The sequence below is a fragment of the Nonomuraea roseoviolacea subsp. carminata genome (assembly GCF_024172185.1).
Classification (GTDB): Bacteria; Actinomycetota; Actinomycetes; order Streptosporangiales; family Streptosporangiaceae; genus Nonomuraea; species Nonomuraea roseoviolacea.
Genome location: NZ_JAMZEC010000001.1, coordinates 1401207 through 1427658, shown reverse-complemented (window position 1 = coordinate 1427658; position 26452 = coordinate 1401207). Strand labels below are relative to the sequence as shown.

General features: G+C 72.8%; 22 protein-coding genes and 1 pseudogene. 12 read left to right on the top strand and 11 right to left on the bottom strand.

The window, feature by feature from the left end:
* The first annotated feature begins 8 nt into the window (after positions 1 to 8).
* The 6 genes from HD595_RS06520 (at position 9) to HD595_RS06495 (ending at position 6584) form a co-directional block, all read left to right on the top strand.
* Positions 9 to 1103: an ABC transporter ATP-binding protein gene (locus tag HD595_RS06520; RefSeq protein WP_253766576.1), complete on the top strand. Its 1095-nt coding sequence runs from the start codon at positions 9 to 11 to the stop codon at positions 1101 to 1103.
* A complete protein-coding gene (locus HD595_RS06515) occupies positions 1100 to 2329 on the top strand; it encodes a polyamine ABC transporter substrate-binding protein (RefSeq protein ID WP_253766574.1) in 1230 nt (409 codons plus the stop codon). Before HD595_RS06520 ends, HD595_RS06515 begins: the two co-directional genes overlap by 4 nt.
* Before the next feature lie 3 nt (positions 2330 to 2332).
* A complete protein-coding gene (locus tag HD595_RS06510; RefSeq protein ID WP_253766572.1) occupies positions 2333 to 3184 on the top strand; it encodes an ABC transporter permease in 852 nt (283 codons plus the stop codon).
* The gene (locus HD595_RS06505; RefSeq protein WP_253766570.1) at positions 3181 to 3993 is read left to right on the top strand and encodes an ABC transporter permease; all 813 of its coding nucleotides are present in this window, start codon (positions 3181 to 3183) and stop codon (positions 3991 to 3993) included. The genes HD595_RS06510 and HD595_RS06505 overlap by 4 nt, the downstream gene beginning before the upstream one ends.
* A gap of 185 nt (positions 3994 to 4178) precedes the next feature.
* Positions 4179 to 5573, top strand: coding sequence for an NAD(P)/FAD-dependent oxidoreductase (locus HD595_RS06500; RefSeq protein WP_253766568.1), 1395 nt, complete (start codon positions 4179 to 4181; stop codon positions 5571 to 5573).
* A gap of 135 nt (positions 5574 to 5708) precedes the next feature.
* A complete protein-coding gene (locus HD595_RS06495; RefSeq protein ID WP_253766566.1) occupies positions 5709 to 6584 on the top strand; it encodes an alpha/beta hydrolase in 876 nt (291 codons plus the stop codon).
* A 277-nt stretch (positions 6585 to 6861) separates the two neighbouring features.
* Here HD595_RS06495 and HD595_RS06490 read toward each other — a convergent pair whose 3' ends face one another.
* Positions 6862 to 7116 (bottom strand): hypothetical protein, encoded by a 255-nt coding sequence (locus HD595_RS06490; RefSeq protein ID WP_253766564.1) that lies wholly within the window; start codon positions 7114 to 7116, stop codon positions 6862 to 6864.
* Between HD595_RS06490 and HD595_RS47170 the strand changes: the two are divergent.
* Positions 6998 to 7306: pseudogene (locus tag HD595_RS47170) on the top strand (serine hydrolase); the annotation flags it as partial. The gene HD595_RS06490 and the pseudogene HD595_RS47170 sit on opposite strands and share 119 nt — an antisense overlap.
* A gap of 345 nt (positions 7307 to 7651) precedes the next feature.
* Here the strand turns inward: HD595_RS47170 and HD595_RS06480 are convergent.
* The 7 genes from HD595_RS06480 to HD595_RS06450 all read right to left on the bottom strand — a co-directional run bounded on the left by HD595_RS06480 (position 7652) and on the right by HD595_RS06450 (position 16063).
* A complete protein-coding gene (locus HD595_RS06480) occupies positions 7652 to 10600 on the bottom strand; it encodes an AfsR/SARP family transcriptional regulator (protein WP_253766560.1) in 2949 nt (982 codons plus the stop codon).
* Positions 10601 to 10702: 102 nt separating this feature from the next.
* The gene (locus HD595_RS06475; protein ID WP_253766558.1) at positions 10703 to 11470 is read right to left on the bottom strand and encodes an isocitrate lyase/PEP mutase family protein; all 768 of its coding nucleotides are present in this window, start codon (positions 11468 to 11470) and stop codon (positions 10703 to 10705) included.
* A complete protein-coding gene (locus HD595_RS06470; protein ID WP_253766556.1) occupies positions 11467 to 12354 on the bottom strand; it encodes a cytochrome P450 in 888 nt (295 codons plus the stop codon). The genes HD595_RS06475 and HD595_RS06470 overlap by 4 nt, the downstream gene beginning before the upstream one ends.
* 85 nt (positions 12355 to 12439) lie before the next feature.
* Complete coding sequence (locus HD595_RS06465) at positions 12440 to 13315, bottom strand: DUF998 domain-containing protein (RefSeq protein ID WP_253766554.1); 876 nt, start codon at positions 13313 to 13315, stop codon at positions 12440 to 12442.
* Complete coding sequence (locus HD595_RS06460; protein ID WP_253766552.1) at positions 13312 to 14541, bottom strand: glycosyltransferase; 1230 nt, start codon at positions 14539 to 14541, stop codon at positions 13312 to 13314. Before HD595_RS06460 ends, HD595_RS06465 begins: the two co-directional genes overlap by 4 nt.
* A gap of 60 nt (positions 14542 to 14601) precedes the next feature.
* Positions 14602 to 15408: a DMT family transporter gene (locus HD595_RS06455; RefSeq protein WP_253766549.1), complete on the bottom strand. Its 807-nt coding sequence runs from the start codon at positions 15406 to 15408 to the stop codon at positions 14602 to 14604.
* Between the two features lie 37 nt (positions 15409 to 15445).
* Positions 15446 to 16063: a DedA family protein gene (locus HD595_RS06450; protein ID WP_253766547.1), complete on the bottom strand. Its 618-nt coding sequence runs from the start codon at positions 16061 to 16063 to the stop codon at positions 15446 to 15448.
* Between the two features lie 386 nt (positions 16064 to 16449).
* Here HD595_RS06450 and HD595_RS46630 point away from each other — a divergent pair, with 386 nt between their 5' ends.
* Positions 16450 to 17577 carry a sensor histidine kinase gene (locus HD595_RS46630; protein ID WP_253766545.1) on the top strand — a complete coding sequence of 376 codons (1128 nt, stop codon included), beginning with the start codon at positions 16450 to 16452 and terminating at the stop codon, positions 17575 to 17577.
* Between the two features lie 166 nt (positions 17578 to 17743).
* Positions 17744 to 18808, top strand: a complete 1065-nt coding sequence (locus HD595_RS06440) for a hypothetical protein (RefSeq protein WP_253766543.1) — start codon at positions 17744 to 17746, stop codon at positions 18806 to 18808.
* Here HD595_RS06440 and HD595_RS06435 read toward each other — a convergent pair.
* Positions 18716 to 19345, bottom strand: a complete 630-nt coding sequence (locus tag HD595_RS06435) for a VC0807 family protein (protein WP_175606206.1) — start codon at positions 19343 to 19345, stop codon at positions 18716 to 18718. The genes HD595_RS06440 and HD595_RS06435 overlap by 93 nt on opposite strands.
* Positions 19346 to 19727: 382 nt before the next feature.
* On the opposite strand from HD595_RS06435, the gene HD595_RS06430 reads away from it, so the two are divergent.
* Entirely contained in the window at positions 19728 to 23087 is a 3360-nt protein-coding gene (locus HD595_RS06430; RefSeq protein WP_253766540.1) for a glycosyl hydrolase family 95 catalytic domain-containing protein, read from the top strand.
* A gap of 125 nt (positions 23088 to 23212) precedes the next feature.
* A complete protein-coding gene (leuE, locus tag HD595_RS06425) occupies positions 23213 to 23941 on the top strand; it encodes a leucine efflux protein LeuE (protein ID WP_253766538.1) in 729 nt (242 codons plus the stop codon).
* 3 nt (positions 23942 to 23944) lie between these two features.
* Here the strand turns inward: leuE and HD595_RS06420 are convergent, their stop codons facing one another.
* Positions 23945 to 24157: a hypothetical protein gene (locus HD595_RS06420; RefSeq protein ID WP_253766536.1), complete on the bottom strand. Its 213-nt coding sequence runs from the start codon at positions 24155 to 24157 to the stop codon at positions 23945 to 23947.
* Positions 24158 to 24218: 61 nt separating this feature from the next.
* Positions 24219 to 25094, bottom strand: a complete 876-nt coding sequence (locus HD595_RS06415) for a Rossmann-fold NAD(P)-binding domain-containing protein (RefSeq protein ID WP_253766534.1) — start codon at positions 25092 to 25094, stop codon at positions 24219 to 24221.
* A gap of 168 nt (positions 25095 to 25262) precedes the next feature.
* Here HD595_RS06415 and HD595_RS06410 point away from each other — a divergent pair, with 168 nt between their 5' ends.
* Positions 25263 to 26324, top strand: coding sequence for a glycoside hydrolase family 5 protein (locus HD595_RS06410; RefSeq protein WP_253766532.1), 1062 nt, complete (start codon positions 25263 to 25265; stop codon positions 26322 to 26324).
* The last annotated feature ends 128 nt before the right edge of the window (positions 26325 to 26452 follow it).

The following is a 26452-nucleotide window of genomic DNA, read 5'->3' as shown; positions in this document are numbered from 1 at the left end:
TCCTGGACATGGCCGAGCTGAACAGGGCCGAGCTGAACGCGATCGAACTCGACGGCGTCGTCAAGGAGTACCTCTCGCACGGCGAGGTCGTCCAGGCGGTGAAGGGCGTCACGCTCGACATCGCCGAAGGGGAGTTCTTCTCCCTGCTCGGCCCGTCCGGCTGCGGCAAGACCACGACCATGCGCATGATCGCCGGCTTCGAGGAGCCGTCGCGGGGCGTGGTCAGGCTGCACGGGGCCGACGTCACGAACGTCCCGCCGAACAAGCGCGACGTGAACATGGTCTTCCAGTCGTACGCGCTGTTCCCGCACATGAACGTGTGGGACAACGTGGCGTTCGGTCTCAAGCAGCGCCGCACCCCGCAGGAGGAGATCCGGCGGCGGGTCGGCGAGATGCTGGAGATCGTGGACCTGGGCGGCCGGGAGAAGCGCCGGCCGCGCGAGATGTCGGGCGGCCAGCAGCAGCGGGTCGCGCTGGCCCGCGCCCTGGTCAACCGGCCCCGGGCACTGCTGCTCGACGAGCCGCTCGGCGCGCTCGACCTCAAGCTGCGCCAGGCCATGCAGATCGAGCTCAAGCGCATCCAGCGCGAGGTCGGCATCACGTTCGTGTACGTGACGCACGACCAGAGCGAGGCGCTCACCATGAGCGACCGGATCGCCGTCATGAACGACGGGCTCGTCGAGCAGCTCGGCGGGCCCAGGGAGATCTACGAGAAGCCGGCGAGCGCGTTCGTCGCCGGCTTCATCGGCACCTCCAACCTGCTCACCGGCGTCGCCGCCGGCGGGGTGCTGGAGCTCGGCGGGGGCCGGGTCCTCGTGCCCGGGCGGGACGGCGAGGTCACCGTGACCGTCCGGCCGGAGAAGATCACCATCTCGCTGGACAAGCCGGACGGCGACGTGAGCGTGGTGCCGGGGACCGTCGGCGAGGTCGTCTACCTCGGCACCTACAACAGCTACGCCGTGCGCCTCGGGGACGGGACCGAGGTCACGGTCTTCCAGCAGAACGCGCACGACGCGACGACCACGGCGGAGCGGGGAGACCCGGTCTGGCTGTCGTGGCCGGCGCAGCACTCTTACGCGATAGGAAGTCGAACCACCCCATGAGCCACCTGCACGACCCCGCCTTCCTGCGGGGCATGACCCAGCCCCGTACCCGTCGCGAGGCCTTCCGCATCGCGGGCCTGTCCGCCGCCGGCCTCGCCCTGGCCGCCTGTGGAGTGCAGGGGCAGAAGGCGGCGCCGCCGAAGGCCGACGCGGTCAAGGACTACTGGGCGAAGCAGACCAAGCACGGCCGCGTCGTGTTCGCCAACTGGCCCGAGTACATGCCCGAGGACCAGGCGCCGCTGAAGAAGTTCCAGAGCGAGACCGGGATCTCCTACCAGTACAAGGAGGTCATCCAGGAGAACGCGGAGTTCTTCGGCAAGGCCGACCCGGTGCTGCGGGCCGGCCAGCCGCTCGGCTACGACATCGTGGTCATGACCAACGGCGTCCAGCTCCAGCACATGATCCAGCTCGGCTACTGCGTCGCCCTCGACCACTCCAAGCTGCCGAACTTCGCGGCCAACGCCGGCGAGGCGTACAAGAACCGCGCCTACGACCCGGGCAGCACCTACACCATCCCCTACACCTCGGGCGTGACCGGGATCGCGTACAACACCAAGTACGTCAAGGACGACATCACCAGCATCGAGGCGCTGTTCGACCCCAAGTACAAGGGCCGCGTCGGGATGATGGGCGACGCCCAGGAGATCGCCAACTTCGGCATGATCGCCCTCGGTGTCAACCCGGAGAAGTCGACCGAGGCCGACTGGAAGAAGGCCGGGGAGAAGCTCAAGGCGCAGCGCGACGCCGGCATCGTGCGCAAGTACTACGACCAGTCCTACATCGACGCCGTGTCCAAGGGCGACGTCTGGGTGACCATGGCCTGGTCCGGCGACGTCTTCCAGCGCCAGCTCGCGGGTGAGCCGGTCAAGTTCGTGGTGCCCGAGGAGGGCGGCACGATCTGGACCGACAACATGCTCATCCCCAAGGGCGCCGCCAACCCCGTCGACGCGCTCATGCTCATGGACTACCTCTACCAGCCGGCGGTGGCCGCCGAGCTGGACGAGTTCATCCAGTTCGTCACCCCGGTGCCCGGCGTGCAGGACATCCTCAAGGAGAAGGCCGCCAAGGCCGCCGGCGAGGACAAGAAGGCGCTGGAGCAGATGGTGGCCAGCCCGCTGATGTTCCCCTCGGAGGCGGACTACGCCAAGCTGCGCACCTACACCTCGCTCACCACGCAGCAGGAGCAGGTGTTCAACCCGATCTTCCAGTCGATCACCCAGGCGTAGACGATGAAGCGGCTGACTCCCTACCTGCTCGCGCTGCCGAGCTGGATGTGGCTGGCGGTCTTCCTCGTGGTGCCGATGGCCGCGATGGCCTCGGTGTCGCTGCAGACCGGCAACGCCATCGACGGCTTCGCGATGACGTTCAGCTTCTCCAACTACGCCGACGCGCTGGGCCGCTACAGCACCCAGCTCGTGCGCTCCCTCTGGTACGGCGGGCTCGCCACGGTCGCCATGCTCGTCATCGGCTACCCGGTGGCGTACTGGATCGCCTTCAAGGGGGGCAGCCGCAAGTCCGTCTACCTGTTCATGCTGCTGCTGCCGTTCTTCGTCTCGTTCGTGCTGCGGACCATCTCGTGGGGATTCCTGCTGGCCGACGACGGAGTCCTGTTCGGCACGCTGAAGGGCTGGGGGCTGCTGCCCGCCGACTTCCACGTGCTGGCCACCACGGTCGCCGTGGTCGGCGGGCTGACCTACAACTTCCTGCCGTTCATGATCCTGCCGATCTACGTGGCGCTGGAGCGGGTGGACCCGCGGGTCGTCGAGGCGGCCTACGACCTGTACGCCTCCAGGACGGCGGCCTTCCGGCGGGTGGTGCTGCCGCTGTCGCTGCCGGGGGTGTTCGCCGGGGTGCTCATGACCTTCGTGCCCGCCACGGCGGACCCGGTCAACGCCCAGGTGCTCGGCGGCACCGGCAACACGATGATCGGCAACATCATCCAGACCGAGTACCTGACCAACCTCAACTACCCGACGGCCTCGGCGCTGTCGTTCACGCTCATGGCCGTGCTGCTCATCGGGATCTTCATCTACGCCCGCGCGCTCGGCACCGAGAACGTCCTCGAGGCGGCCGCCCGATGAGCGCCACGACCCTGACCCGCCGCCCGCGCGGACGGCTCGGCGACCGCCTGCTGCACGCCTACACCTGGCTGATCATCGTCTGGCTGTCGTCGCCGATCGCCGTGATGATCCTGTTCGGGTTCAACGACAAGAAGAGCAAGTCGAACACGAGCTGGCAGGGCTTCACGCTGCGCTGGTACCAGGAGCTGTTCGACATCTCCGACCTCACCACGGCGCTGCGGAACTCGCTGACCGTCGCCGTGGCCAGCACGCTCATCACCGTGGTCATCGGCACCATGCTGGGCCTCGCGCTCGGCCGCCACACCTTCCGCGGGCGCGGGGTGACGAACTTCCTCGTCTTCGCCGCCATCTCCACGCCGGAGCTGGTCATGGGCGCGTCGCTGCTGTCGCTGTTCGTCTCCGCCAACCTGCCGCGCGACGCCCTCACGATCATCATCGCGCACGTGCTGTTCTCGCTGTCCTTCGTGACCGTCACCGTGCGGGCCCGGGTCATCACCCTGGACCCGTCGCTGGAGGAGGCGGCCAGGGACCTCGGCGCCTCCGCCTGGGGCACGTTCCGGCAGGTCACGCTGCCGGCCGTGCTGCCCGGCGTGCTCTCGGGCGGCATGCTGGCCTTCGCGCTGTCGATCGACGACTATGTGGTGACCAGCTTCGTCAACGGCTCCACCGTCACGTTCCCGCTGTGGATCATCGGATCGGTCAAGACGGGAATCCCGCCGCAGGTCAACGTCATGGGAACATTGATCTTCGGGATCGGCGTGCTCATCGCGGTCGCCAACGCGGTCGCGGCGCGGCGCCGCCGCACCTAGCGGCTTCTCCATCAGGCTTCCCCCCGCGGCCCCGCGGGGGGTTCGGCATACCCGGCGGCGTCCGGGCCACGGCAAAGAACAGGGAGGCGAGATCGGATACCGGCGGGGGGAACCCGCGCGTGATCACCCCTTTTCAGATCCCGCAATTTTCATAGAACACTGACTTTCGTAGGGAAGTGGGATTTGTGGATCCGCTGAAGGCGCTTGCTGACGCGGAGCGCAAGCCGTACTGGCTGGACACCCCGGCCAGACCCGAGCCGCTGCCGCGGCTCTTCGGACACACGAGCGCCGACCTGGTCGTCGTCGGCGGAGGCTTCTCGGGGCTGTGGACCGCCCTGATGGCCAAGGAACGCGACCCCGGGCAGGACGTCGTCCTGCTGGAGGGGCGCCGGATCGGCTGGGCGGCCTCCGGCCGCAACGGCGGGTTCTGCATGGCGACCCTCACCCATGGCCTGCCCAACGGGCTGGAGCGCTGGCCGGAGGAGATCGCCCGGCTCGAACGCATGGGTGTGGAGAACCTCGACGAGATCGAGGAGACCCTGGCGCGTTACGGCATCGACTGCGCCTTCGAGCGCACCGGCGAGCTGAACGTCGCCACCGAGCCCTGGCAACTGGAGGGCCTGAACGAGCACCTCGACATCATCGGCGACCTCGGCCTGGACTACGTGCCCATGGACCGCGACCAGGTGCGGGCCGAGCTCGACTCGCCCACCTACCTGGGCGGCCTGTGGGACCGCAAGGGCTGCGCCATGCTCGACCCCGCCCGGCTGGCGTGGGGGCTGCGCGAGGCGTGCCTGCGCTCCGGCGTGCGCGTGTACGAGCGCAGCCCGGTCCGCTCGCTGCACGACGACGGCGTCACGCTCAGCCTGCGCACCCCGCACGGGGTCGCCGCCGGCCGGCACGTGGCGCTGGGCACCGGGGTGTTCCCGCCGCTGCTGCGGCGGCTCAAGCACTTCGTCGTCCCGGTCTACGACTACGCGCTGATGACCGAGCCGCTGACCGCGTCCCAGCTCGGCGCCATCGGCTGGGGCAACCGGCAGGGGGTCGGCGACTCGGGCAACCGGTTCCACTACTACCGGCTCACCGCGGACAACCGGATCCTCTGGGGCGGCTACGACGCCGTCTACTACAACGGGGGCCTGGTCAAGCCCGAGTACGACCAGCGCGACGAGACGTTCGCCACGCTGGCGCGGCACTTCTCCACCACGTTCCCGCAGCTCGACGGGGTGCGCTTCACGCACCGCTGGGGCGGCGTGATCGACACGTGCAGCCGGTTCAGCGCCTTCTACGGGCAGGCGCACGGCGGGCGGCTGGCCTACGCGGCCGGCTACACCGGCATGGGCGTGGGCGCCACCCGCTTCGGCGCCAACGTCATGCTGGACCTGCTGTCCGGCGAGCGCACGGAGCGGACCGAGCTGCGCATGGTCAAGGAGAAGCCGGTGCCGTTCCCGCCGGAGCCGGTGCGGTCGGGGGTGATCCAGTTCACCCGCTGGTCGATCGCCCAGGCCGACCGGCACGAGGGACGGCGCAACCTGTGGCTGCGCGCCCTCGACCGGATGGGGCTGGGCTTCGACTCCTGACCCCGGCGCGATGACACGTGCGGGCCGCGCGGGAAGTCTCCGGCGGCCCGCACACCGGGGAGTCTCCTGCCCCCCTCTCTGGGAGGTGACCCGTGCGGGCTGCAAGAAGTCGTCGGCGGCCCGCACACTGAGGGGATGAGGATCGATTTTGACGTTGACGAGGTCACGCTGGTCGGCGAGCTGAGGGTGCCCGAGGACGACGAGGGGCCGCGTCCGGGGCTGGTGCTCACCGGCCCGTTCACGGGCGTGCGCGACCAGGTCACGGGCCTGTACGCGGAGCGGCTGACCCGCCTCGGGTACGTCACGCTGGCCTTCGACCACCGCACGTGGGGCGAGTCGGGCGGTTCGCCGCGCCGGCACGAGGACCCGCAGGGCAAGCTGCACGACCTGCGGGCCGCGGTGTCGGTGCTGCGGTCGCGGCCGGAGGTGGACGGGGAGCGGATCGGGGCGGTGGGCATCTGCCTCGGTGCCGGATATGCCCTGAAATTTGCGGCTTTTGAGCCTCGGGTGAAGGTCTTCGCCGGGATCGCGGGGGCGTACAACAACCCGTACACGATGCGTTCCGGCATGGACTACCAGGCGGCGCTGGCCGGCCTGGGGGAGACGCTGGAGCGCCAGGACCTCGGCGGCCCCGTCGAGTACCTCCCGGCGGTCGCGGAGGAGGGCGAGGCCGCCATGCCGGGCGACGAGCCGTACGCCTACTACGGCACGGAACGCGGCGCCTCCCCGCACTGGGTCAACGAGGTGACCCGGGCCAGCCTGCGCGAGCTGATCACCGTGGACAACATGATGGGCGCCGACTTCCTGTCGCCCAAGCCCGCGCTGATCGTCCACGGGGTGGTGGACCGGTTCTGCTCGCCGGAGGGCGCCGAGGAGGCGTACCGGAGGCTGGACGAGCCGAAACGGCTCGTGTGGCTGGACGCCAAGCGCCACATCGACCTCTACGACCAGGAGCCCTACGTCACGCAGGCCGTCGAGGCCACCGCCGCGTTCCTCGACGCCCACCTCTGACCCCCGGAGGTGTGACGAAGCAGGCACGAGGGGAGAAGTGCGGCTAGACCCCCGCTGAACGTCAGGGGGTTGGGCGCGTGCGCGTGATGTGGTGTGCGGCGATGCTGCTGCTCGGGCCGGCGGCGGTGGCCGGCTGCGGGGAGCAGGAGGTCACGAACCTGCCGCCGGTGGTCGAGCAGGCGGGCGAACGGGTGCGGGCGGCCCGCTGCCGGTTCGCCGTCCCGGATCCGGTGGCGGGCGCCGCCGCCCGCGCCGCCCTGGAGGCGGACCTGCGGCGTTACGTGGCCGGACGGCCCGGCCGGGTGGTGTTCGCCGCCCGTGACCTGGCCAGCGGCGTACGACTCGGCCAGGACGAGCACCGGCACGACATGATCACCGCCAGCGGCGCCAAGGTGGACATCCTGACCGCGTTGATGCTGCTGCGCTCGACCCTCGACGCCGCCGAGCAGGACCTCGCCTCCCGCATGATCACGCAGAGCGACAACTTCGCCGCCGACGCGCTGTGGTGGCGGGTCGGCGCGGGCGAGGGCATGAGCGCCTTCTACCGCCGGATCGGCCTGACCGAGACCGCGCCGGGACCGGGCCGGTACTGGGGCGGCACGACCACCAGCCCGGCCGACCGGCTGCGCCTGCTGGCGCTCCTCGCGAACGGCGGCAAGGGCCTCACCCCGGCGGACCGGCGGCTCGTCCTCGGCCTGATGGCCCACGTCCAGGCCGACCAGGCGTGGGGGGTCAGCGCCGCGGCCCGGCCGGGCGACCACGTGGCGCTCAAGAACGGCTGGACACCCAGGCCGTTCATCCACAACACCTGGGCCGTCACCAGCTACGGCCGCATCACGGGGCCGGGCCGCGACCTGCTCCTGTCGGTGCAGGCGGACCAGCAGGCGGGGGAGGGGCAGGGCATCGAGACCATCGAGGGGCTGGCCCGGATGGTCGGACAAAACGGCTGTCCGACCTCACCCCGGTCCGCACCCTCTCCTGCCCAGCCGGCGCCACTCCCTGAGACCGCCGGCCCGCGCGAGAACCGCCCCCGTCCCCGAGCGCGCGTACAGCACACCCGTCCGCCGCTACTCCCGGCCGGCCCGTCCCCGCTCCAGCCGTCCCAGCGCCTCCAGATCCGAGAGGAGACGGTCGCGGACGTCCTCGGCGCTGTACCAGCCCGGAGGGCACTCCGCGAGCCCCTGCTCCAGCCGGGCGCGCGCCTCGGCGAGGTCGCCCCGCGCCGTCGCGAGCTCCCCGAGCCCGGCCTGCGCCCGGGCGGTCGTCTCGTTGGAGGCGATCCGCCGCGCCACCTCGTCCGCGCGCTCGTACCCGGCCCGCGCCTCCTCGGGACGGCCCAGCCGCGCCGCCGCGTCCGCGCGCCGGCACAGGCTCTCCGCCATGTCCGGCACCGCGCCCAGCTCACGCGCCGTCTCCAGCGCCTGCCCGGCCAGCTCGTACGCGGCCACGTAGTCGCCCTCCCGGAACGCCAGATCCCCGAGCCCGGTCAGCACCAGCGTGGTCCCCCAGCGCTCGCCCAGCTCCCGGAAGGCGGCCAGCGCCCGCGTGAACCCCGCCTTCGCCTCCTCGGTCCGTCCCGCGAACTGCTCGACCAGCGCCACCCCGCAGTGGGACAGCGCCCGCGACCACGGCGTCATCGATCCCTCGGCGGCGGTCGGCAGATCCCGCGCCCACTCCGCGCTGTCCGGCGGCCCGGCGAACATCGGCAGCAGCAAGGTCAGGAACTCCACCCGCGAGGGCAGGTAGTCCAGCGGCAGCAGCCGCCGCAGCTCCGCCAGCCGGGCCCGCAACGCGGGGTCCGGCTCGTGGACCCACGCGGCGACGAGCACGCACATCGCGTACTCCTCCACCAGCCCTTCGGGGGCCCGCGCGGGCACCGAGGACAGCACCGCCAGAGCCAGCTCCGCGCAGGTCAGCCGATGCCCCCGCATCCACCAGTAGCAGGCCGCGGCGGCCAGCAGGCGCAGCCCCAGCTCGGCGTGGCCGGTCTCGGCCGCCCAGCGCACGGCCGCGTCGAGATCGCCGCTCTCCTCGTCGAGGCGGGCCAGCCAGGCGAGCTGCTCCGCCCCGCGCACATGCCGGTCGGCGGTGAGGGCGAACTCCAGGTAGTACGCGGCGTGAGCCTTCCGGACCCGCGCGACCTCACCCGCCTCGGCCAGCCGCTCGGCGCAGAACGCGCGGATGGTCTGGAGCATCCGGTAGCGCCCGTCCACGACCTCGACCAGCGACTTGTCGGCCAGCGCGAACAACGTCTCCTCCGGCACCCCGCACACCCGCTCGGCCGCCTCCGGCGTGGCGCCGCCCGCGAACACCGCCATCCGCCGGGCCAGCCGCTGCTCGTCCTCGTCGAGCAGGTCCCAGCTCCAGGCGACCACGCCGCGCAGGGTCTGGTGCCGGGGCAGCGCGGTGCGGCTGCCCTTGGCCAGCAGGCGGAACCGGTCGTCCAGCCGCGCCGCGAGGTCGTCCAGGCTCATCGTGCGCAGCCGGGCCGCGGCCAGCTCGATCGCCAGCGGAAGCCCGTCGAGCGCCCGGCACACGCCCGCCACGGCCGCCGCGTTGCCCTCGTCCACCGCGAACCCGGGCCGCACCGCCGCCGCCCGGTCGGCGAACAACCGGATGGCGGCGGAGCCGAGCGGATCCGCCGCTCCCGGCCGCGGCAGGCCGAGCGGCGCCACGGGCACCACCCGCTCGCCGGTGATGCCGAGCGCCTCGCGGCTCGTCGCCAGCACGCGCACCGCCGCGCAGGCGGCGAGCAGCGCGTCGGCCAGCTCGGCGGCGGCCTCCACCACGTGCTCGCAGTTGTCGAGGACGAGCAGCAGGTCGCGGCCCGCGAGCGCGGCCACGAGGCGCGCCGCCGGGTCCCCGTTGGGCCACTCCGGGCCGGACAGCAGCGGGTCGCGCACGCCCAGAGCCGCCAGCACGGCCTTCGCCACGTCCCCGCCCGCGGCCAGCGGGTCGAGCTGCACGAAGCAGACGTCGCCGTCCGTCCGGCCCACGGCCTCCAGCGCGAGCCGCGTCTTGCCCGCACCGCCCGCGCCGACGAGGGTGACCAGCCGCGCCTCCCGCAGGTACGCGCCGACCTGCCGCAGCTCCTCGGCCCGCCCCACGAAGCTGGTGAGCTGCGCCCGCAACCCACGCCGCCCCAGACGCCCACCACCGTCGAGCACAGGCCGCTCCCCCGTAGAGCTGCCGCCGGCCCTCGCCTCCTCCCCGCCGGGGCCCGTCCAGCTCACGTCCCCGGCCGGGACCATGTCAGGACGACGCGCACCCACGCCAGGTGACGGCCACAGCGACGGGTCGCCCCTGAGGACGGCCAGGTGGGTGGCCGACAGCTCGGGCCCCGGGTCGATCCCCAGCTCGTCGTCCAGCACCCGCCGGGCCCGCTCGTACGCGGTCAGCGCCTCGGCCTGCCGCCCGCTGCCGTACAGGGCGCGCATGAGCTGGGCGTGCGGCCGTTCCCGCAGGGGGTGGGCGGCGGTGAGCTGGCGCAGCTCGGCCACGACCTCACGGTGGCGCCCCAGCTCCAGGTCCGCCTGCACGCGGTCCTCGACCGCGGCCAGGCGCAGCTCCTCCAGCGCCGCCACGACAGGCTCGGCGTGCGGCACGTCCGCCAGGGGCGCGCCCCGCCACAGCGCGAGGGCGTCGTGCAGCAGCCCGGCCGCGCGGAGGGTGTCCCCGGCGGCGAGCGCCGTCCTGGCCTCGGCGGCGAGCCGCGTGAAGCGGCGCGCGTCCACGTCCTCCGGGTCGGCCGCGAGCAGATATCCCGCCGGATGGAACTCCACCCGCTCCCGTCCGAGGGCCCGGCGCAGCCGCGACACCTGGGACTGCAACGCGTTGGCCACGCCCTCCGGGGGCCGCTCGCCGTACAGGCCGTCGATCAGCCGGTCGGCGCCGACGACCCGGCCCGCGTCCAGGGCCAGGAGCGCGAGCAGCGCCCGTACGCGGGGCCCGCCGAGCGGGACCGGCGCCCCGTCCTCGCCCAGAACGCGGGCCGGGCCGAGGATCTCGAAGCGCATGCCTCGATTATCCCGGCCCGCCGCCCCCCGACGCGGACCGAACGGCCACCGGCACCGTCGCGGGCCATGGCGTGTGCCGGGAGCGGGCCAACGGCGACAGCGTCAGGACTGGGGGAGGATCGCGGTGATCTCCGCGTACGACGGCACGGGCGGGGCCGGCTCCCCCCGTACGGCCAGCACCGCGGCCAGCGCCCCCCGCACGGAGGCCCGGTACAGCAGCGACCCCGTGCTCACCCGCGCCACCCCCGCCGCCGCGAGCCGGTCCAGCGACGGCCCACCCGGCTGGTACAGGACGTTGAGCGGCAGCGACGTGGCGGCGACCACCTCGGCGATCTCGTCCGGATCGCTCAGCCCGGGGACGAAGACGCCGTCCGCGTGCCCGTAGGCGCGCACCCGCTCCAGCGTGTCGCCCGTCCCGAGCCAGCGCGTGTCGGCGCGGGCGTTGACGAACACGCCGTGGCCCAGCGCCGCCTCGATGATCCGCTGGTGCAGCGCGATCGGGCGCAGCGTCCCGTCGGGCCGGCCGTCCTCCAGGTTGACCCCGGCCACGCCGAGCGCCGCCAGCCCCGCAACCAGGTCGGACACCTGGGCCGGGTCGTCGCTGAAGCCTCCTTCGATGTCCACGGTGACCAGGACGCCGAGGCCGCACATCTGCTCGGCCAGCTCGACGGTCTCCGCCCGGGTGGCCCCGGCGGCGTCCGGTTTGCCGTGGACGGCCGCCACGCCGAGGCTCGTCGTGCCGATCGCGGCGAAACCCCGGGCGGCCAGCGCGGCGGCGGAGCCGTAGTCCCAGGCGTTGGGCAGCAGCAGCGGGTCGCCCGGCCGGTGCAGGTCGCGGAAGCTCGCGAATCGTTCCTCTGCCGTGGTCACAGGTCCCCCTCGGGAAGCGGTGCGGATCGGTCGGCCGTGGCGCGCAGCCCGTCGAGGACACCCGCGGCCAGCGCGAGGGCGTGGGCCGACGCGGGGCAGGGGCGCAGGCCGTGGCCGAACGTCAGGTGCGGGGTCTCGCCCCTGGCGGGGTCGAACCGTTCGGGATCGGCGAACACGGCCGGGTCGCGGTTGGCCGCGACCAGGTCGATGACGACCTCCTCGCCGGTGGTCCGCTCCACGCGACGGCTGGCCTTGAGCGGCGGGTCGTGACGCAGGGTCTCCTGCAGCAGCCCCTCGACCCCGGCCCGGTCGCCGCGGGATGCCGCGGCCCCACCCTGGTCCCCGTGGGGTGCCGCGGCCCCGCCCTGGTCCCGGTGGGATCCCGCGACCCCGGCCCGGTCGGCGTGGGTGAGGGCGTTCGCGATGAGGCCCTCGGTGGCGGCGTGCGCCTGGAGCAGCAGCGTCAGGTCCGTGACGGCCGGCGGCCCGTCGCCCAGCAGGGCGGTCAGCTCGGCCACCGCCGCGTCGGCCTCGGGGGTCTCCTCGCCGGACAGGTAGCCGGTGGCGGCGGCCTCGACCAGGGACACGGGGGCCGCGACGCCGAGGGCGGCGGCCAGCACCGCCGTGGGCACGCCCGTCCGGTCGCCGCCGCGCTCCAGCGTCGCCTCGCGCGCCATGCGGCGCAGCGCGGCCGGGTCGAGCTGCGCGAGCCGCTTGTCCAGGGCCCGGCGCCGCTCGGCGTGCGTCTCGCCGCTGCTGAACCGCGACACCTGGGCCCGCAGCCACCCCAGCGTGTACGGCGGCGCGTCCTGACGCACGGGCGGCGGGACGTATCGGGGGTCGGCGAGCACCGCCCGGGCCTCGTCGTGACGGGTGATGACCATGTGGTTCACGCTATGCCGTGATTCCTTCGACGCATGCCGAAGCATGCCGGGCACGAGGCGTGTCGGCGGGAAGAGGGGGACGAGGTCAGGCCGCCACGTTGCCGCGTCCGTCGCGCTGCTCGCGCCGCGGCTCGGGGACCCGGGGGAGCGGCGGCACGGGAGGGGACGAGGGGGCGCCCGCGACGGCGGCGCGTTCGGGCCGGGCCGAGGCCAGCGCCATGAGGGCGACCAGGGCGATCTCGGACAGCGCCAGCGCCCGTTCGAGCAGACCGTAGTAGGCGTCGCCGCCGATCAGCGGCGAGAGGAAGGAGGCGGGATGGGCGGCCAGGAACGCGGCCAGCGTCAGCGCGGACGTGACGCTCACGGCCCGGACGACGTTCCACCGCGGCGCGCCGGAGAGCCGCGAGGCGGCGTACCCGGCGGAACCCGGGCTGTGGAGGAGGTGGCGGCGCGGCGCCGAGGCGTCGCGGGCCAGGACCCAGCCGGCGACCGGCAGGGCGGTGAAGACGACCGCGGACGCCCACCGGTGGATCTCGCCCGCCATCGAGGAGATCTCCGCGGCGGACGGGTCGGTGGGGAAGACCGCGCCCAGCATCAGGCCACCGGCGGCGGCCACCAGCAGCACCCGGGCCGCCGCCGAGCGGGACGGCGCCCGCGCCGCCAGCCCGTACGCCAGGAACACGCACGCGCCGGCCAGGGCCAGCATGCCGCCCAGGACAGGGATCGTCCCCCCGGGCACCAGGGCGTAGTCGCTGATCAGCGGCTGCGCCGGCAGCGTCACCTCGGCGTAGGTCAGGGCCCCGGCGGCGGTCACCGCACACGCCACCGCGCCCGCGACGGCACCTCCGGGCGCCACGGCACCTCCGGGCGCCACGGCACCTCCGGGCGCCACGGCACCGCCAGGCGCCACGGCACCGCCGGAGGCCGCGGCACCCGCCGGGACCGGGAAGGGCTCGCTCATCGCGTCACCTCGTCATAGATCTGCTCGAACCGGGCCAGCGACACCTGGTGGTCGTGGGTCAGGGCGAGGTCGCGGCTGGCCTGGCCGAGGCGGGCGCGCAGCTCGCCGTTCGCGAGGATCGCGGTCAGATGACGCGCCAGCCCCATGACGTCACCGGGCTCGAACAGGTATCCGTTGCCGTCGACCAGGTGCGGCAGGGCCATCGCGTTCGCGGCCACCACCGGCAGCCCGGAGGCCATCGCCTCCAGCGTGGCGATGCTCTGCAGCTCGGCCACGCTCGGCATGGCGAACACGTCGGCCGCCGCGAACGCCTGCGGCATGATCTCGTCCGGCACGAAGCCCAGGAAGGTCACCCGCTCGGCCACGCCGATCCGGCCGGCCAGGCGCTCCAGCTCCTCCCGCTGGTTGCCGCGGCCGACCAGCACCACCTGCGCGTCGATGGTGTTGAGCACGTACGGCAGCGCCCGCACCAGCTCGCCGAGGCGCTTCTCCTCGTCCAGGCGGCCGACGAACAGCGCGGTGGGCCGGTCGGGCAGGTCGAAGAGCCTGCGCGCCCACTGCTTCGGCTCGCTGTGCGGGTGGAAGCGGGCCAGGTCGATGCCGCACGAGACCGGCTCGACCTCCCCGGCGAAGCCCTGGTCGCGCAGCAGCCCGGCGGCCAGCGGCGTGGGGGTGGTGACGTGGTCGGCCCGGCGGAAGACGCGGTTGAAGTCGCGCCACGCCACCCGGCCCACCCGCTCGCGCAGCGCGTCCGGGATGTGGCCGAACTGGAAGAGGTTGTCGGGCATGAAGTGGTTGGTGGCGACGATCGGCACCCCGCGGCGGCGGGCGGCGGCGATGGCGGCGCGGCCGACCACGAAGTGGCCCTGGCTGTGCAGCACGTCGGGCTTGACGGCGTCGATCAGGCGGTCGAGCCGGGTGGGGATCGTGACCCGCATCGTCGGGTGCACGACCAGCGGGGCGGAGCGCAGCCGGTGGACGACGACGCCGTCGACCACGTCGGCCGTGGCCGGGCCGATGTCCGACTGGCAGACCACGTGCACCTCGTTGCCGCGTGCGGCCAGCCCGGTGGCGAGGCGGTGGGTGAAGTACGCCGTGCCGTTGACGTCCGGGGGATAGGTGTCGGTGGAGATGAGGACGCGGCGGGGGCGCTCGGCGACGGGGGCGAGCTCGGCGGCGGTCGCGGTCTCGGTGACCGTGAGGGCGGTGGGGAGGGGCATGGCCATGGGGACGGCTCCGTTTCGAGGGGTTCGAGGGAATCGAGGGTCAGACCGGGGAAGGGGCGATCATGGGCGGGCCTCCAGGGGAGTGGTCCGGGCCAGCGCGATGGTGCCGGCCGCGGTCAGCGCCGCGGCGGCGACCGGCGCGAGCCCCGTCGGCAGGGGCTCGCCCAGCAGCAGCGCGCCGAACGCCACCGCGGTGAGCGGGTCGGCGATCTGCAGGGACGCGAACGAGACGCCGAAGTGGCCGACGGCGTACGCCCGCTGGAGCATGGCCAGCGCCAGCAGGGCCGGCGCCGGGAGAGCGAGGAGGTACCACCAGTTCCAGCCGCCGTCCACCAGCACCCGCATGAGCGTGGCCGTGGCGCCGTACAGGACTCCGGAGCTGGTGGCGAGCAGGGCGGCCCGGCCGGCCGGCGAGGCCACCCGGGAGGCGCCCCACAGCAGCGCCGCCGCGACCCCGGCGACCCCGAGCAGCATCAGCACCCCGGGCGGGCCGAGCACCGCGGGCTCGTCCGACTCGGGCACCAGCAGCACCAGGCCGACGAGCCCCGCCGCCACCATCGCGGCGGCGCCCAGCTCGGCGCGGGTGGGCCGGCGTCCGTGCAGGGTGGCCGCGATGGGCAGCGCGAACAGCAGGCTGGCCACCCCCATGGGCTGGACCACGGTCAGCGGGCCGAGGCCGAGCGCCACGATGTGCAGGCCGCCGCCCGCCAGGATGCTCGCCCCGCCGGCCAGCCAACGCGGCCGGCGCAGCAGCCCGAGCAGTCCCCGCAGGCCGGGCGCGCCGGCCGCCTCGTACTGCTGGAGAGCGGCGCCCAGTGCGAAGAACAGCGAACCGACCAGGGCGATCACCGCGGCCAGCAGCGTCATGTCCTCTCCTCTCGCTTCGGATGGTCACCGGGCAGGGTCAAACGGACGTGTCCGCCGGAAGGCGCTCCGGGGAAGGCTGGATGGCGCGTCGCTTCCGCGCCCAGCGCACGAGCTCGACCACCCCGGTGATGGACAGCGCGATCCCGAGGCCGAGCAGCAGCCCCTTGACCGGGTCGTTCTCGAAGGCCATCCCGCCGAAGAAGCCGATCAGTCCCGAATACACCGCCCAGGACGAGGCGGCGATCGCGTCGAAGAACGTGAACGAGCGCAGCGGGTGCCGTACGGCGCCCATGGTCAGCGTGGTGGCGGTGCGGCCGCCCGGGATGTAGCGGGCGACGACCAGCACGAGCCCGCCCCGCTCGGCCAGCGCGCGCCGCGCCCACACGAACGCCTTGCGCTCGCGCAGCCGCCCGGCCGCCTTGTTGCCGATCAGGTAGGAGACGTGGTCACCGATGAAGGCGCCCAGCGCGGCGACCAGGATGACGAGACCCAGGTTCGTCTCGCCCGACGCGGCGAACACCGCGGCGGTGATCACCGACGTCTCCGCCGGCACGACGGGGAAGAACCCGTCGAGCAGCGCCAGGGCGAACAGCGCGGCGTACAGCCAGGGGGACGACATCGCCTGGGTGACGAGGTCCATGATGGCGTGCGACATACGTTGTACTCCGATCGTTGTGACCTCACAGCCTGACGGCGGGAGGCGCCGAGGGGCATCGGGGAAACCCCCGGTCCCACGCGGGCCCGCCCCTGGGATCGGGATCGGGCCCGCACCCTGGGCACGTTAGGAAGCCCGCAGGTCACGGCACATCGGACGATCGACACACACCACCCTCGACTTTCGTCGGGGGTCCGGGTGCGATCTCCGGCGTACCCACGATCCAAGCGGCCGGAGGTCCGGAGGGCAGCAGGGCGGGTATCCGGATTCGGGGTGGTGCCAGCCCTACCGTCGCGGGGGATCGCGCCCCACCCTGACGTTCGTCAGGGGGCGGCCCCTACCTTCGGCCGAGGCGCCCCGGCGGCGGCCCGGATACGGTCGTGGCCGTGAAGGGTCAGCGCCGCGAGAGCCGCCGTCGTCTCGTCCACGGCCTGCTGCTGTGGGCGCTGCTGTGCGTGGCGATCGCCGCGGAGGGGCCCGACCCGATGCTGGACGCGGCGGGGTTCGGCCTGCAGAGCGTGCCGCGGATGGCGCTGGCCGCGGTGGCCGTGATCGCGGGCGGACGCCGGCCGGAGCTGGCGGTGGCGTTGCTGCTGCCGTTCGGGCCGTGGCGTTTCGAGCACGGGCTCGCCACCTCCGACCTCGTCTGGCCGCTGGCGCTGCCGGGCGTCAAGATCTTCCCGTTCGCCCCGGCCCTGTCGTTCGTGATGGGGTACGCGTACCTGTGCGGGCGGCGGCCGGCGCCGCCCCGGTCGGCCGTGGCCGTGTTCGCGGTGGTGACGCTCGCCGGGGCGGGCCTCGTGGTGGTCCGGGGGAGCGGGCCGGGGCTGTGGATCACCATGGTCAGCGGGCTCCTCGGCGCGTACGTGCTGCCGTACGCGGCGGGGCAGGTGCGGCGGCGGCTGCTCCAGCAGCGCGAGCGGGCCGAGCTGTCGGTCGCGGCGCAGGCCCGGCTGCGCGAGCGGGCGCGGATCGCGCGCGACATGCACGACTCGCTCGGCCACGACCTGGCGCTCATCGCGGTGCGCGCCGCCGGGCTGGAGCTGTCCCCGGGCCTGGACACCGCCCAGGTCAGGGCGGCCGGCGAGCTGCGGGTCGCGGCGGCCGACGCGACGGAGCGGCTGCGGCAGATCATCGGCCTGCTGGGCGACGACGCCGGCCCGGCGCCGCTGACGCCCGTCGGGGAGGACGTGGCCGGGCTGGTCGAGCGGGCCCGCGCCTCCGGCATGGCGATCACGCTGCGGCTGGACGGGGGGCCGGCGCCCGGCCTGGCGCACGCCGTGGTCCAGGAGGGGCTGACGAACGCGGCCAAGCACGCGCCGGGCGCGGCCGTGACGGTGGAGGTGTCGCCGAGCCGGGTGAGCGTGCGCAACGGTCCTTCGCGGGGCCGTCCCGTCGCGGTGCCGGGCGGGCTCGGGCTCGCGGGGCTGCGGGAGCGGGTGCGGCTGGCGGGCGGCGTCCTGACGGCCGCGCCCCGCCAGGGCGGCTTCGAGCTGACCGTCGAGCTGCCCTGACCAGCCGATGGTCGAGCCGCCCCTCCGCCGGCGTCCCGACCGTCGAGCCGCCCCTCCGCCGGCGTCCCGGACGGCCAGGCCGCGACGCCGGGTCTCCCCCGGGCGGGGGAGCGAACTCCCCCCGTTCCGGGAGGATCGCCCGCCCGCCGCGTACGAGCCTGGAACCATGACACAGCACATGACGCGGACCGGCCCCGCGCGGCCCGCGCACCCCGGCGACGAGCCGCGGGCCGGGATCGGCCGCGTCACGGCCGGTGTCGTGGCGATGGCCGCAACCCTGCCCTACCTCACGCTCAAGACCCTCTGGCTGACCGGCCACCTGGTGGGCGTCACCGACGAGGCGTTCCTGAACGACCCGACCATGGTCGGGATGAACGCCATGACGTTCGGCATGGACGCCGTCGCCCTGGCGCTGGCGCTGTCCTTCACCACGCGATGGGGGATGCGCCTGCCCGGATGGCTGGTGCTCCTGCCGCTGTGGGTGGCCTCCGGCCTGCTCGGGATCATCGTCGCCACGGTGCCGCTCGCGTTCGTCGCCCAGGGCCCGTCCCTGCTGGACACCGGCGGCCCGATCAGGTCCTGGGTGTACGCGACCGTGTACGGCGGCTTCATCGTCCAGGGCGTCTGCCTGCTGACGGCGTTCGCCCTCTACACCCGCGACCGCTGGGGACACGTGCTGCTGGCGCCCGTGGCCAGGGCCCAGGCGGGGCCGTCGGCGGCGTTCCGGCGGGTCGTGGCCACGGGGGCGCTGGGCGTGAGCGTCCTGCTCGGCGGGACGCGCCTGTACTGGGCGGCCGGCGGCGACGCCGGGCTGCCGCCGGAGATGGCGGCCGCGCCGCACTCCTTCAACGCCGTCGTGCAGGACGGCCTCAAGGGCCTGCTGACCGTCGGCGGCGCGGTGGCGCTGCTCGCCGTCGTCCGGGCGCGGGGACGCGGCCCGCTCTGGCGGCCCCTGACGGTGGCGTGGCTCGGCAGCGGGACGATGTTCGCCTGGGGCCTGTACGCGATGGTCATCGTCGTCACGGGCGCCCCGCTCGGCGGGGGACCCGGCGGCGCGCTCGGGCTGGTGCAGCTCTTCGAGACGCTCACGGGCCTGGTGATGGGGATGTGCGGCGCGTTCCTGCTGGCGGAGCGCGGATCAGGCGTGGGCCACGTGCAGGCGGCGCAGCACCCGCTTGAACGCGAAGATCGAGAAGGCGATGGCCGCGCCGCTGATCGCCGCCACGGCTGACGTGCGCAGCAGCATGAACGTGCCGAGCGACTCGTGCAGCGCCAGCCAGATGCTCACCGTCGAGTTGGCCAGCAGCACGAAGCCCCAGAGCAGCGTGATCCGGGCGAAGAAGCGGCGCATCCGCTCGTGCTTGAGCACCGCGGAGGGCAGGTGGATGTAGTCGAGGGTGAGCTTCTGCACCAGCGGCCGGTTGAGCCGCACGGAGGCGAGGAACGCCATGCTGATGCAGATCGTGCCCAGCTCGGGCTGGATGAAGTACACCACCCAGCTTCCCGTCCAGAACCCCACCGCGGCCCGCGCGGTGATCGCGATGGCTGCGAGGATCATCGTGGCGGGCACCCGGATCCCGCGCACCAGCCGCCAGGCGACGCCCAGGTACACCCACGCGACGGCGGCCACCAGTGCGCCCGTCAGCCCGAGCAGGGCGAGCGCCGCGTAGAACACGGCGAGGGGCGCCACCACTCCCTCCAGGAGCCGGGGCACCGCCTGGCGGGCCAGAGAGGTGAGGCGTGGCAGGGTGACCGGGAGATGATCCAAGGCTGCTGCTCCGCAAGTAGGCCGACCACCGGCGACTACCCGCGCTGGGCGCGGCCAGGCATGCCGGAGGGGCGGTCGGGGGTGACCTCGTGCTTACCCCGGCGACGCGCGACCGAAGGGGCTCGGATGAGCACGGATGCCGGTGGCTTACCGTACCTGACGCTCCACGATGCCACCGCCTCTTTCGACACGTTCGGCCATGCCCCTTCCGCATCGCCCGGCCACAGCAGCCACCTCGATACATCGGATTAATTCCGCGGACGAGCGGGGTGATGACGGCAAAATGCCCGCCCAGGCGGCGAATACATCGGATGGCGCTCTTGTTGCGCCCTCGTTTCGGTGCTATCTCCTTATCTAGGTCACCCAGTGATCGGAGGAATAGGTGATCCACCCCCCGCGAGGACGTATCGGCGCCGGCCTCCTGGCCGTGTTATCCCTCGTCATCTGGCCCGCAGCGGTGCAGGCCAGGGCCGAGGCCGGGCCCGACCCCACCACGAGCGTGCAGCGGACACCCGATGACTTGACCCTCTGGTACGACCAACCCGCCACCGACTGGGAGACCCAGGCGCTGCCCATCGGCAACGGCCCCCTCGGCGCCAAGATCTTCGGCGGCGTGGCGACCGAGCAGATCCAGTTCAACGAGAAGACCCTGTGGACCGGCGGCCCCGGCCACGCCGGCTACGACTTCGGCAACTGGAAGACCCCGCGGCCGGGCGCCATCGCCGAGGTCCAGCGGCTGATCGACCGCGATGGCAAGATGTCCACCGGCGACGTGGCGGCCCGGCTCGGCCAGCCCAAGACCGGCTTCGGCGCCTACCAGACCTTCGGCGACCTGTACCTCGACATCGCCGGCGCACCCGCGTCGCCCACCGGCTACCGGCGCGAGCTGAGCCTGCGCGAGGCCGTGGCCCGCGTCGGCTACACCGCCGACGGCGTCGCGTACACGCGCGAGTACTTCGCCAGCAACCCGGGCAACGTGATCGTCGGCCGCCTCTCGGCCGACCACGGCGGCAAGATCTCCTTCACCCTCCGGCACACCTCGCCGCACAAGGACAAGACGGTCACCGCCTCCGGCGGCCGGCTCACCGTACGCGGCCGGCTGGCCGACAACGCCATGACGTTCGAGGCCCAGGTGCGGGTGATCGCGCAGGGCGGCACCCGTACGGACGCCGGCGACAAGATCACCGTCACCGGCGCCGACAGCGCGGTGTTCGTGCTGTCGGCCGGCACCGACTACGCCGACACCTACCCGGCCTACCGCGGCGCCGACCCCCACGCCAAGGTCACCGAGGCGGTCGACGCGGCCGCGGCCCAGAGCTACGACGCGCTGCGGGCCGCGCACGTCGCCGACTACCGCACGTTGTTCGACCGGGTGAGGCTCGACCTCGGCCAGACGGCGCCGGACATCCCCACCGACCGGCTCCGCCGCGCCTACACCGGCGGCGACACGCCCCACGACCGGGCCCTGGAGGCGCTGTTCTTCGCCTACGGCCGCTACCTGCTGATCTCCTCCTCGCGCGAGAACGACATCCTGCCCGCCAACCTCCAGGGCGTGTGGAACAACTCGACCAGCCCGCCCTGGTCGGCCGACTACCACGTCAACATCAACCTGCAGATGAACTACTGGCTCGCCGAGCAGACCAACCTGCACGAGACGACCAGACCGTACGACCGCTACATCGCGGCCCTCGTCGCCCCCGGCCGCAAGACCGCGAAGGACGTCTACGGAGCCCGCGGCTGGGTGGTCAACAACGAGACCAACCCGTTCGGCTTCACCGGCCTGCACGACTACGGCAGCGCGTTCTGGTTCCCCGAGGCCGCCGCCTGGACCACCCAGCACCTGTACGACACCTACCGCTTCACCGGCGACACCGGCTACCTGCGCGACACCGCGTACCCGATCATCAAGGGGGCCGCCGAGTTCTGGCTCGACTTCCTGCACACCGACCCGCGTGACGGGAAGCTCGTCGTCTCGCCCAGCTACTCGCCCGAGCACGGCGACTTCTCGGCCGGGGCGTCCATGTCGCAGCAGATCGTCCGCGAGGTCCTGACCAACGCGCTGGCCGCCGCGAAGAAGCTCGGCGTGGACGAGGGCTTCCAGGCCGAGGCCGCCGCCGCGCTGGCCGGACTCGACCCCGGCCTCCGGATCGGCTCCTGGGGCCAGCTCCAGGAGTGGAAGCAGGACTGGGACTCCAAGACCGACACGCACCGGCACGTCTCCCACCTGTACGCCCTGCACCCGTCCAACCAGATCGAAGCCGGCACCCCGGAGGCCGCCGCGGCCGAGGTCTCGCTGACCGGACGCGGCGACGGCGGCACCGGCTGGAGCAAGGCCTGGAAGATCAACTTCTGGGCGCGGCTGCTGGACGGCGACCACGCCCACAAGATGCTCGGCGAGCAGCTCAAGGCGTCCACCCTGGACAACCTGTGGGACACCCACCCGCCGTTCCAGATCGACGGCAACTTCGGCGCCACCTCCGGCATCGCGGAGATGCTGGTGCAGAGCCAGCACGACGTCGTCCACGTGCTGCCCGCGCTGCCCGGCGCCTGGAAGGACGGCTCGGTGTCGGGGCTGCGCGCCCGCGGCGACGTCACCGTCGGCGCCACCTGGAAGGGCGGCGCCCCCGACACGATCACCGTGCGTCCCGGGAAGAGCGGGCCGATCAAGGTCAGGTCGTCCGTCGTCGCCGGGCGCTACCGCCTGACCGACGATCGGGGCCACGAGGTCGGCCCGCGCCGCGACGGCGACGTCCTGAGCTGGAACGCCCGCGCCGGCGTCACCTACACGATCCGGAACGAGGCCGCCGTCACCATCAAGACGCCCGCCTCCGTCCTGCCGGGCACGCCCTTCAAGGCGGAGGTCACGGTCACCGCCACGCGCGCCCGCGCGGTGCCCGCCTCCGAGGTCACCCTCACCCTCCCCAAGGGATGGACCGCCGACCCGCGCTCGGCCGCCCTGCCCGCCGCGCCCCCCGGCGGCTCCCGCACCGCGACGTTCACCGTCACCCCGCCGTCGGCGGACGGCTCCCGGTACGCCCGGATCGTCGCGACCGCCACCGGCGACTCCTGGACGGGCTCGGCCACGGCCGCGATCGGCCTGAGCCCGTGCGCCTCACCCGCGCCGGGGTCGGTCCTCGTCGCCTGGGACCCGGTGCGGGACGGCAAGGTGGCCGACGCCTCGGGCAACGGACGCGACGCCACCGTCACGGGCGGCGCCGCCGCCTACGACGCCACCGCGCCGTCCGGAAGCGGGCTGGTGCTGGACGGCGCCACCTACCTCGTCACCGCGGACACCACCCTCGGCCTGCTGCCCGAGGCCACGTTCGCGGCCGAGGTCAGGATCGGGGGGAGCGGCTACCGGAGGCTGTTCGACTCCCAGCCGTCGGGCGACCCCGGCACCGACGGCGTGCTCATCGACGTCACCCCGGCCGGCGCGCTGCGCTTCATCGGCGCCGGCGCGAACGTGACCCTCCCCGTCACCCTGCCCACCGGCCGGTGGATCGACCTCGTGGTCACGCTCGACCGCGGCGGCACGGTCACCGTCTACGTGGACGGCGAGCAGCGCGCCACCGGCCAGGCGACCGCCGACGGCATCACCGGCTGCACGGCCCGCTCCCTGCGCTTCGGCGCCGACCAGGGCGGCGGGCAGCGGCTGACGGGTGCGGTGGACCGCGCGGCGATCTTCGCCGGGAAGCTGACGGCTGAGGAGGTCAAGGACTGGAGGCGCCTGGCCTTCGGCTGAGCGCCGGAGCGTCGCGTCCGGGCGGGGGCCGACCGGTTCCCCGCCCGGATCCTCCGGCCCGCACCTCCACGATCCGCTGAACCCGCGATACCGTGATATGTCACCACCTCCCAGGAGCAAGCGGCATGTTCTTCGGCATCACCGACATCTGGACGTACGTCCTCGGCGCGTTCTTCATCATCCTCCTGCCCGGCCCCAACTCCCTGTACGTGCTCAGCCTCGCGGCGCAGCGGGGCGTCCGGGAGGGCTACCGGGCGGCGGCCGGCGTGTTCGTCGGCGACACGGTGCTCATGGCGCTCGCGGCGGCGGGCGCCGCGTCCTTGCTGCGCTCGAACCCGGTGCTGTTCGCGGTGGTGAAGTACGCGGGGGCGGGGTACCTGGCGTGGATCGGCTTCCAGATGCTCCGGGGCGCCTTGCGTGCCTGGCGCTCCTCGACGTCGTCGCCCGGTACGGCGGGGGCTACCACCACGGATGCCGCTGCCGCTGAGGCCGTCGGTGCCGTGCCCGATGCCGCTGTCGTCGCCGCGTCGTCGGAGCCCGCGGACCGCCGCGGCCGCCCGTTCCGCAAGGCCCTGACGATCAGCCTCCTGAACCCGAAGGCGATCCTGTTCTTCGTCTCGTTCTTCATCCAGTTCGTGGACCCGTCATACGGGACGCCCGCGCTGTCGTTCCTCATCCTGGGCGCGATCATCCAGGTCTTCAGCCTGCTGTACCTGACGTCCCTGATCTTCGGCGGGAGCTTCCTGGCCGCCCAGTTCCGCTCCCGCCGCCGCCTCAGCGCCGGCCTCACCTCAGGGGTCGGCGCCCTGTTCCTCGGCTTCGGCGCCAAGCTGGCGACCACGTCGCTGGGGTGAGGGTCAGTCGAAGAGCTCGTCGGCGGTGGTGACGTTCAGCGCGCGGACGACCCACACCTCGATGAGGTCGGTGTCGGAGCAGCTCATGATGCGTTCGCGGACGGCCGGCTCCACCGGCACGCCTCTGTGGTGCAGGATGCGCAGGAGGGCTTTCGCTTTACCTCGGGCCTCGATCTGCTGCGCGTACTCGGATTTGTAGAGATGCGCCAACGACATCGGCACCTCCATGAGAGTCGGGCGCCGCGATGTGCGGCGCCCGACATGTGGTCGGATGGGGTCAGCCGAAGAGCTCGTCGGCAGTGGTGACGTTCAGCGCGCGGTCGAGCCACGCCTCGAGAAGGTCGGTGTCGGAGCAGCTCATGATGCGTTCGCGCGCGACCGGCGGCACCGGCACGCCTCTGTGGTGAAGGACGCGCAAGAGCGCTTTGGCTTCCCCGCGAGCTTCCCCGCGGGCTTCCCCTTCGGCGCGGATCTGCTGGGCGTACTCCGACTGGTAGCGGTACGTCTTGGTGGACATCAAGGCTCTCCACAGGTAGCGAGCGTCGGTGTCACCGAGGCCGACCTCGGTGAACTCGGCGAAGTATCCGGCGGTTTGGGTGTCTACGGTGTCCAGGGCTGCGGCAAGTACCTCCAGTATGGCAGTGACCTGCGGTGATCGCCCGTGCGTGAGCGCCGAGAACACGGCCAGGACCACGTCCTCGGAAGCCTGGGCCAGGTCGGTGACGGCGGGGACGTTGTCAGGTCCCAGGACGATGGGATGGAGCACCAGGGACGGACGCTCCTCCAGCCCGATGCCCTTGGGGCGCCGGGCCCAGCGGGCGGTGGCCAGGTCGTGGCACACCACCAGAAGGGTGACCGGGCACGTGTGCCGGGCGTGCAGATATCCGATGTAGTACGCCCACGAGCCGGCCTTGTCCTTGTCCTCCCGTGACTGCGACTCGATCACCAGCACGTGGTCGCCCTGCTCGCTCTCCAGGTACAGCAGCGTGTCGGCGCGTCGTGCGACGGGTTCGAGCTCGGTGAGATCGGTGTCCATCACCGAGACGGCGCACGGCGACGGGAACGCGATGTCCAGCAGCTTGAACGTGCGGGCGAAGAGCGAGGAATCCTCCCGGAAGATCCGGTGGAGCGCCTCGTGCTTTGCGGTTGGCATGGCGGAAAGTTACCGCGCCATCACCCAACGTCGTGGACAAACGTTCGAACTCGCGACCCGCGCCTTGACCGTTCTGGTCAGATTGGGCCTTGCGCGGGCGAAAGGTCCGATCTAAGCTCCCGAGCAAGTTAGGAAAGTTTCCTAATGAACGAGGAGGAGCACGCCCCCATGCACCGACTCACCAGAATCGCCGCCGCGCTGGCCGCATCGCTCGCGCTGATCGCGAGCACCCAGCCGGTCGAGGCCCAAGCCCAGGCCCCGGCCCGAGCCCAGGACCCGGTCCCCGTCCAAGCCGAAGCCGCCACCCCGGTCGAGGCCAACGGTCAGCTCAGCGTCTGCGGCGTGCGCCTGTGCAACAAGAACGGCAAGCAGATCCAGCTCCGCGGCATGAGCACCCACGGCCTGCAGTGGTACTACCAGTGCCTCAACACGGCCTCGCTCAACGCCCTGGCCACCGACTGGAAGGCCGACGTCCTGCGCATCTCCATGTACATCCAGGAGGACGGATACGAGACCAACCCCCGGCTGTTCACCGACCGGGTGCACAACCTGATCGAGCAGGCCACCTCCCGCGGCCTGTACGCGATCGTCGACTGGCACATGCTCGACCCCGGCGACCCCGCCTACAACCTGTCACGCGCCAAGACCTTCTTCACGGAGATCGCGCAGCGGCACAACGCCAAGACCAACGTCCTGTACGAGATCGCGAACGAGCCCAACGGCGTCTCCTGGTCGGCGATCCGCAGCTACGCGCACCAGATCATCCCGGTGATCCGGCAGTACGACCCCGACGCGCCGATCCTGGTCGGCACCCGCGCCTGGTCCTCGCTCGGCGTCTCCGACGACGCGACGGAGAGCGAGGTGGTCAACAACCCGGTCAACGCCACCAACATCATGTACACGTTCCACTTCTACGCGGCCTCCCACGGCTCGGCGTACCTGAACGCGCTGAGCAGGGCCGCCGACCGCATCCCGATGTTCGTCACCGAGTTCGGCACGCAGAAGGCCTCCGGCGACGGGTCGAACAACTTCACCCGGGCGCAGCAGTACCTCGACCTCATGGCCCAGAAGAAGATCAGCTGGGTCAACTGGAACTACTCCGACGACGAGCGCTCGGGCGCCGTCTTCAAGGAGGGAACCTGCCCGAACGGCACCTTCACCGGCACCTCGCGGCTCAAGCCGGCCGGTGTATGGGTGCGTGACCGGATCCGGACGCCCGACGACTTCTGATCTGCCAAGATCTGGGAAACAACCCCAGCTCAGCGCCCGCGCGCCTGCCATACTCGCACCGCTTCGGCAGGCGCGCGGCCCGTGAGGGGCAAATTGGGTCTTTCCCGTGCAAGGGATCGTCTTCACTC

Bases quoted from the DNA above. Each gene is read 5' to 3' on its own strand.
- HD595_RS06470 (WP_253766556.1), bottom strand. From the start codon at position 12,354: ATGGTCATCACCCGTCACGACGAGGCCCGGGCGGTGCTCGCCGACCCC.
- HD595_RS06410 (WP_253766532.1), top strand. From the start codon at position 25,263: ATGCACCGACTCACCAGAATCGCCGCCGCGCTGGCCGCATCGCTCGCG.
- HD595_RS06460 (WP_253766552.1), bottom strand. From the start codon at position 14,541: ATGGCCATGCCCCTCCCCACCGCCCTCACGGTCACCGAGACCGCGACC.
- HD595_RS06440 (WP_253766543.1), top strand. From the start codon at position 17,744: ATGACACAGCACATGACGCGGACCGGCCCCGCGCGGCCCGCGCACCCC.
- HD595_RS06520 (WP_253766576.1), top strand. From the start codon at position 9: ATGGCCGAGCTGAACAGGGCCGAGCTGAACGCGATCGAACTCGACGGC.
- HD595_RS06455 (WP_253766549.1), bottom strand. From the start codon at position 15,408: ATGACGCTGCTGGCCGCGGTGATCGCCCTGGTCGGTTCGCTGTTCTTC.
- HD595_RS06490 (WP_253766564.1), bottom strand. From the start codon at position 7,116: ATGCCCTCGCCCGCGCCGACCCGCCACCACAGCGCGTCGGCGGCGAAG.
- HD595_RS06465 (WP_253766554.1), bottom strand. From the start codon at position 13,315: ATGAGCGAGCCCTTCCCGGTCCCGGCGGGTGCCGCGGCCTCCGGCGGT.
- HD595_RS06495 (WP_253766566.1), top strand. From the start codon at position 5,709: ATGAGGATCGATTTTGACGTTGACGAGGTCACGCTGGTCGGCGAGCTG.
- leuE (WP_253766538.1), top strand. From the start codon at position 23,213: ATGTTCTTCGGCATCACCGACATCTGGACGTACGTCCTCGGCGCGTTC.
- HD595_RS06510 (WP_253766572.1), top strand. From the start codon at position 2,333: ATGAAGCGGCTGACTCCCTACCTGCTCGCGCTGCCGAGCTGGATGTGG.
- HD595_RS06505 (WP_253766570.1), top strand. From the start codon at position 3,181: ATGAGCGCCACGACCCTGACCCGCCGCCCGCGCGGACGGCTCGGCGAC.
- HD595_RS06480 (WP_253766560.1), bottom strand. From the start codon at position 10,600: ATGCGCTTCGAGATCCTCGGCCCGGCCCGCGTTCTGGGCGAGGACGGG.
- HD595_RS06415 (WP_253766534.1), bottom strand. From the start codon at position 25,094: ATGCCAACCGCAAAGCACGAGGCGCTCCACCGGATCTTCCGGGAGGAT.
- HD595_RS06450 (WP_253766547.1), bottom strand. From the start codon at position 16,063: ATGTCGCACGCCATCATGGACCTCGTCACCCAGGCGATGTCGTCCCCC.
- HD595_RS06420 (WP_253766536.1), bottom strand. From the start codon at position 24,157: ATGTCGTTGGCGCATCTCTACAAATCCGAGTACGCGCAGCAGATCGAG.
- HD595_RS06515 (WP_253766574.1), top strand. From the start codon at position 1,100: ATGAGCCACCTGCACGACCCCGCCTTCCTGCGGGGCATGACCCAGCCC.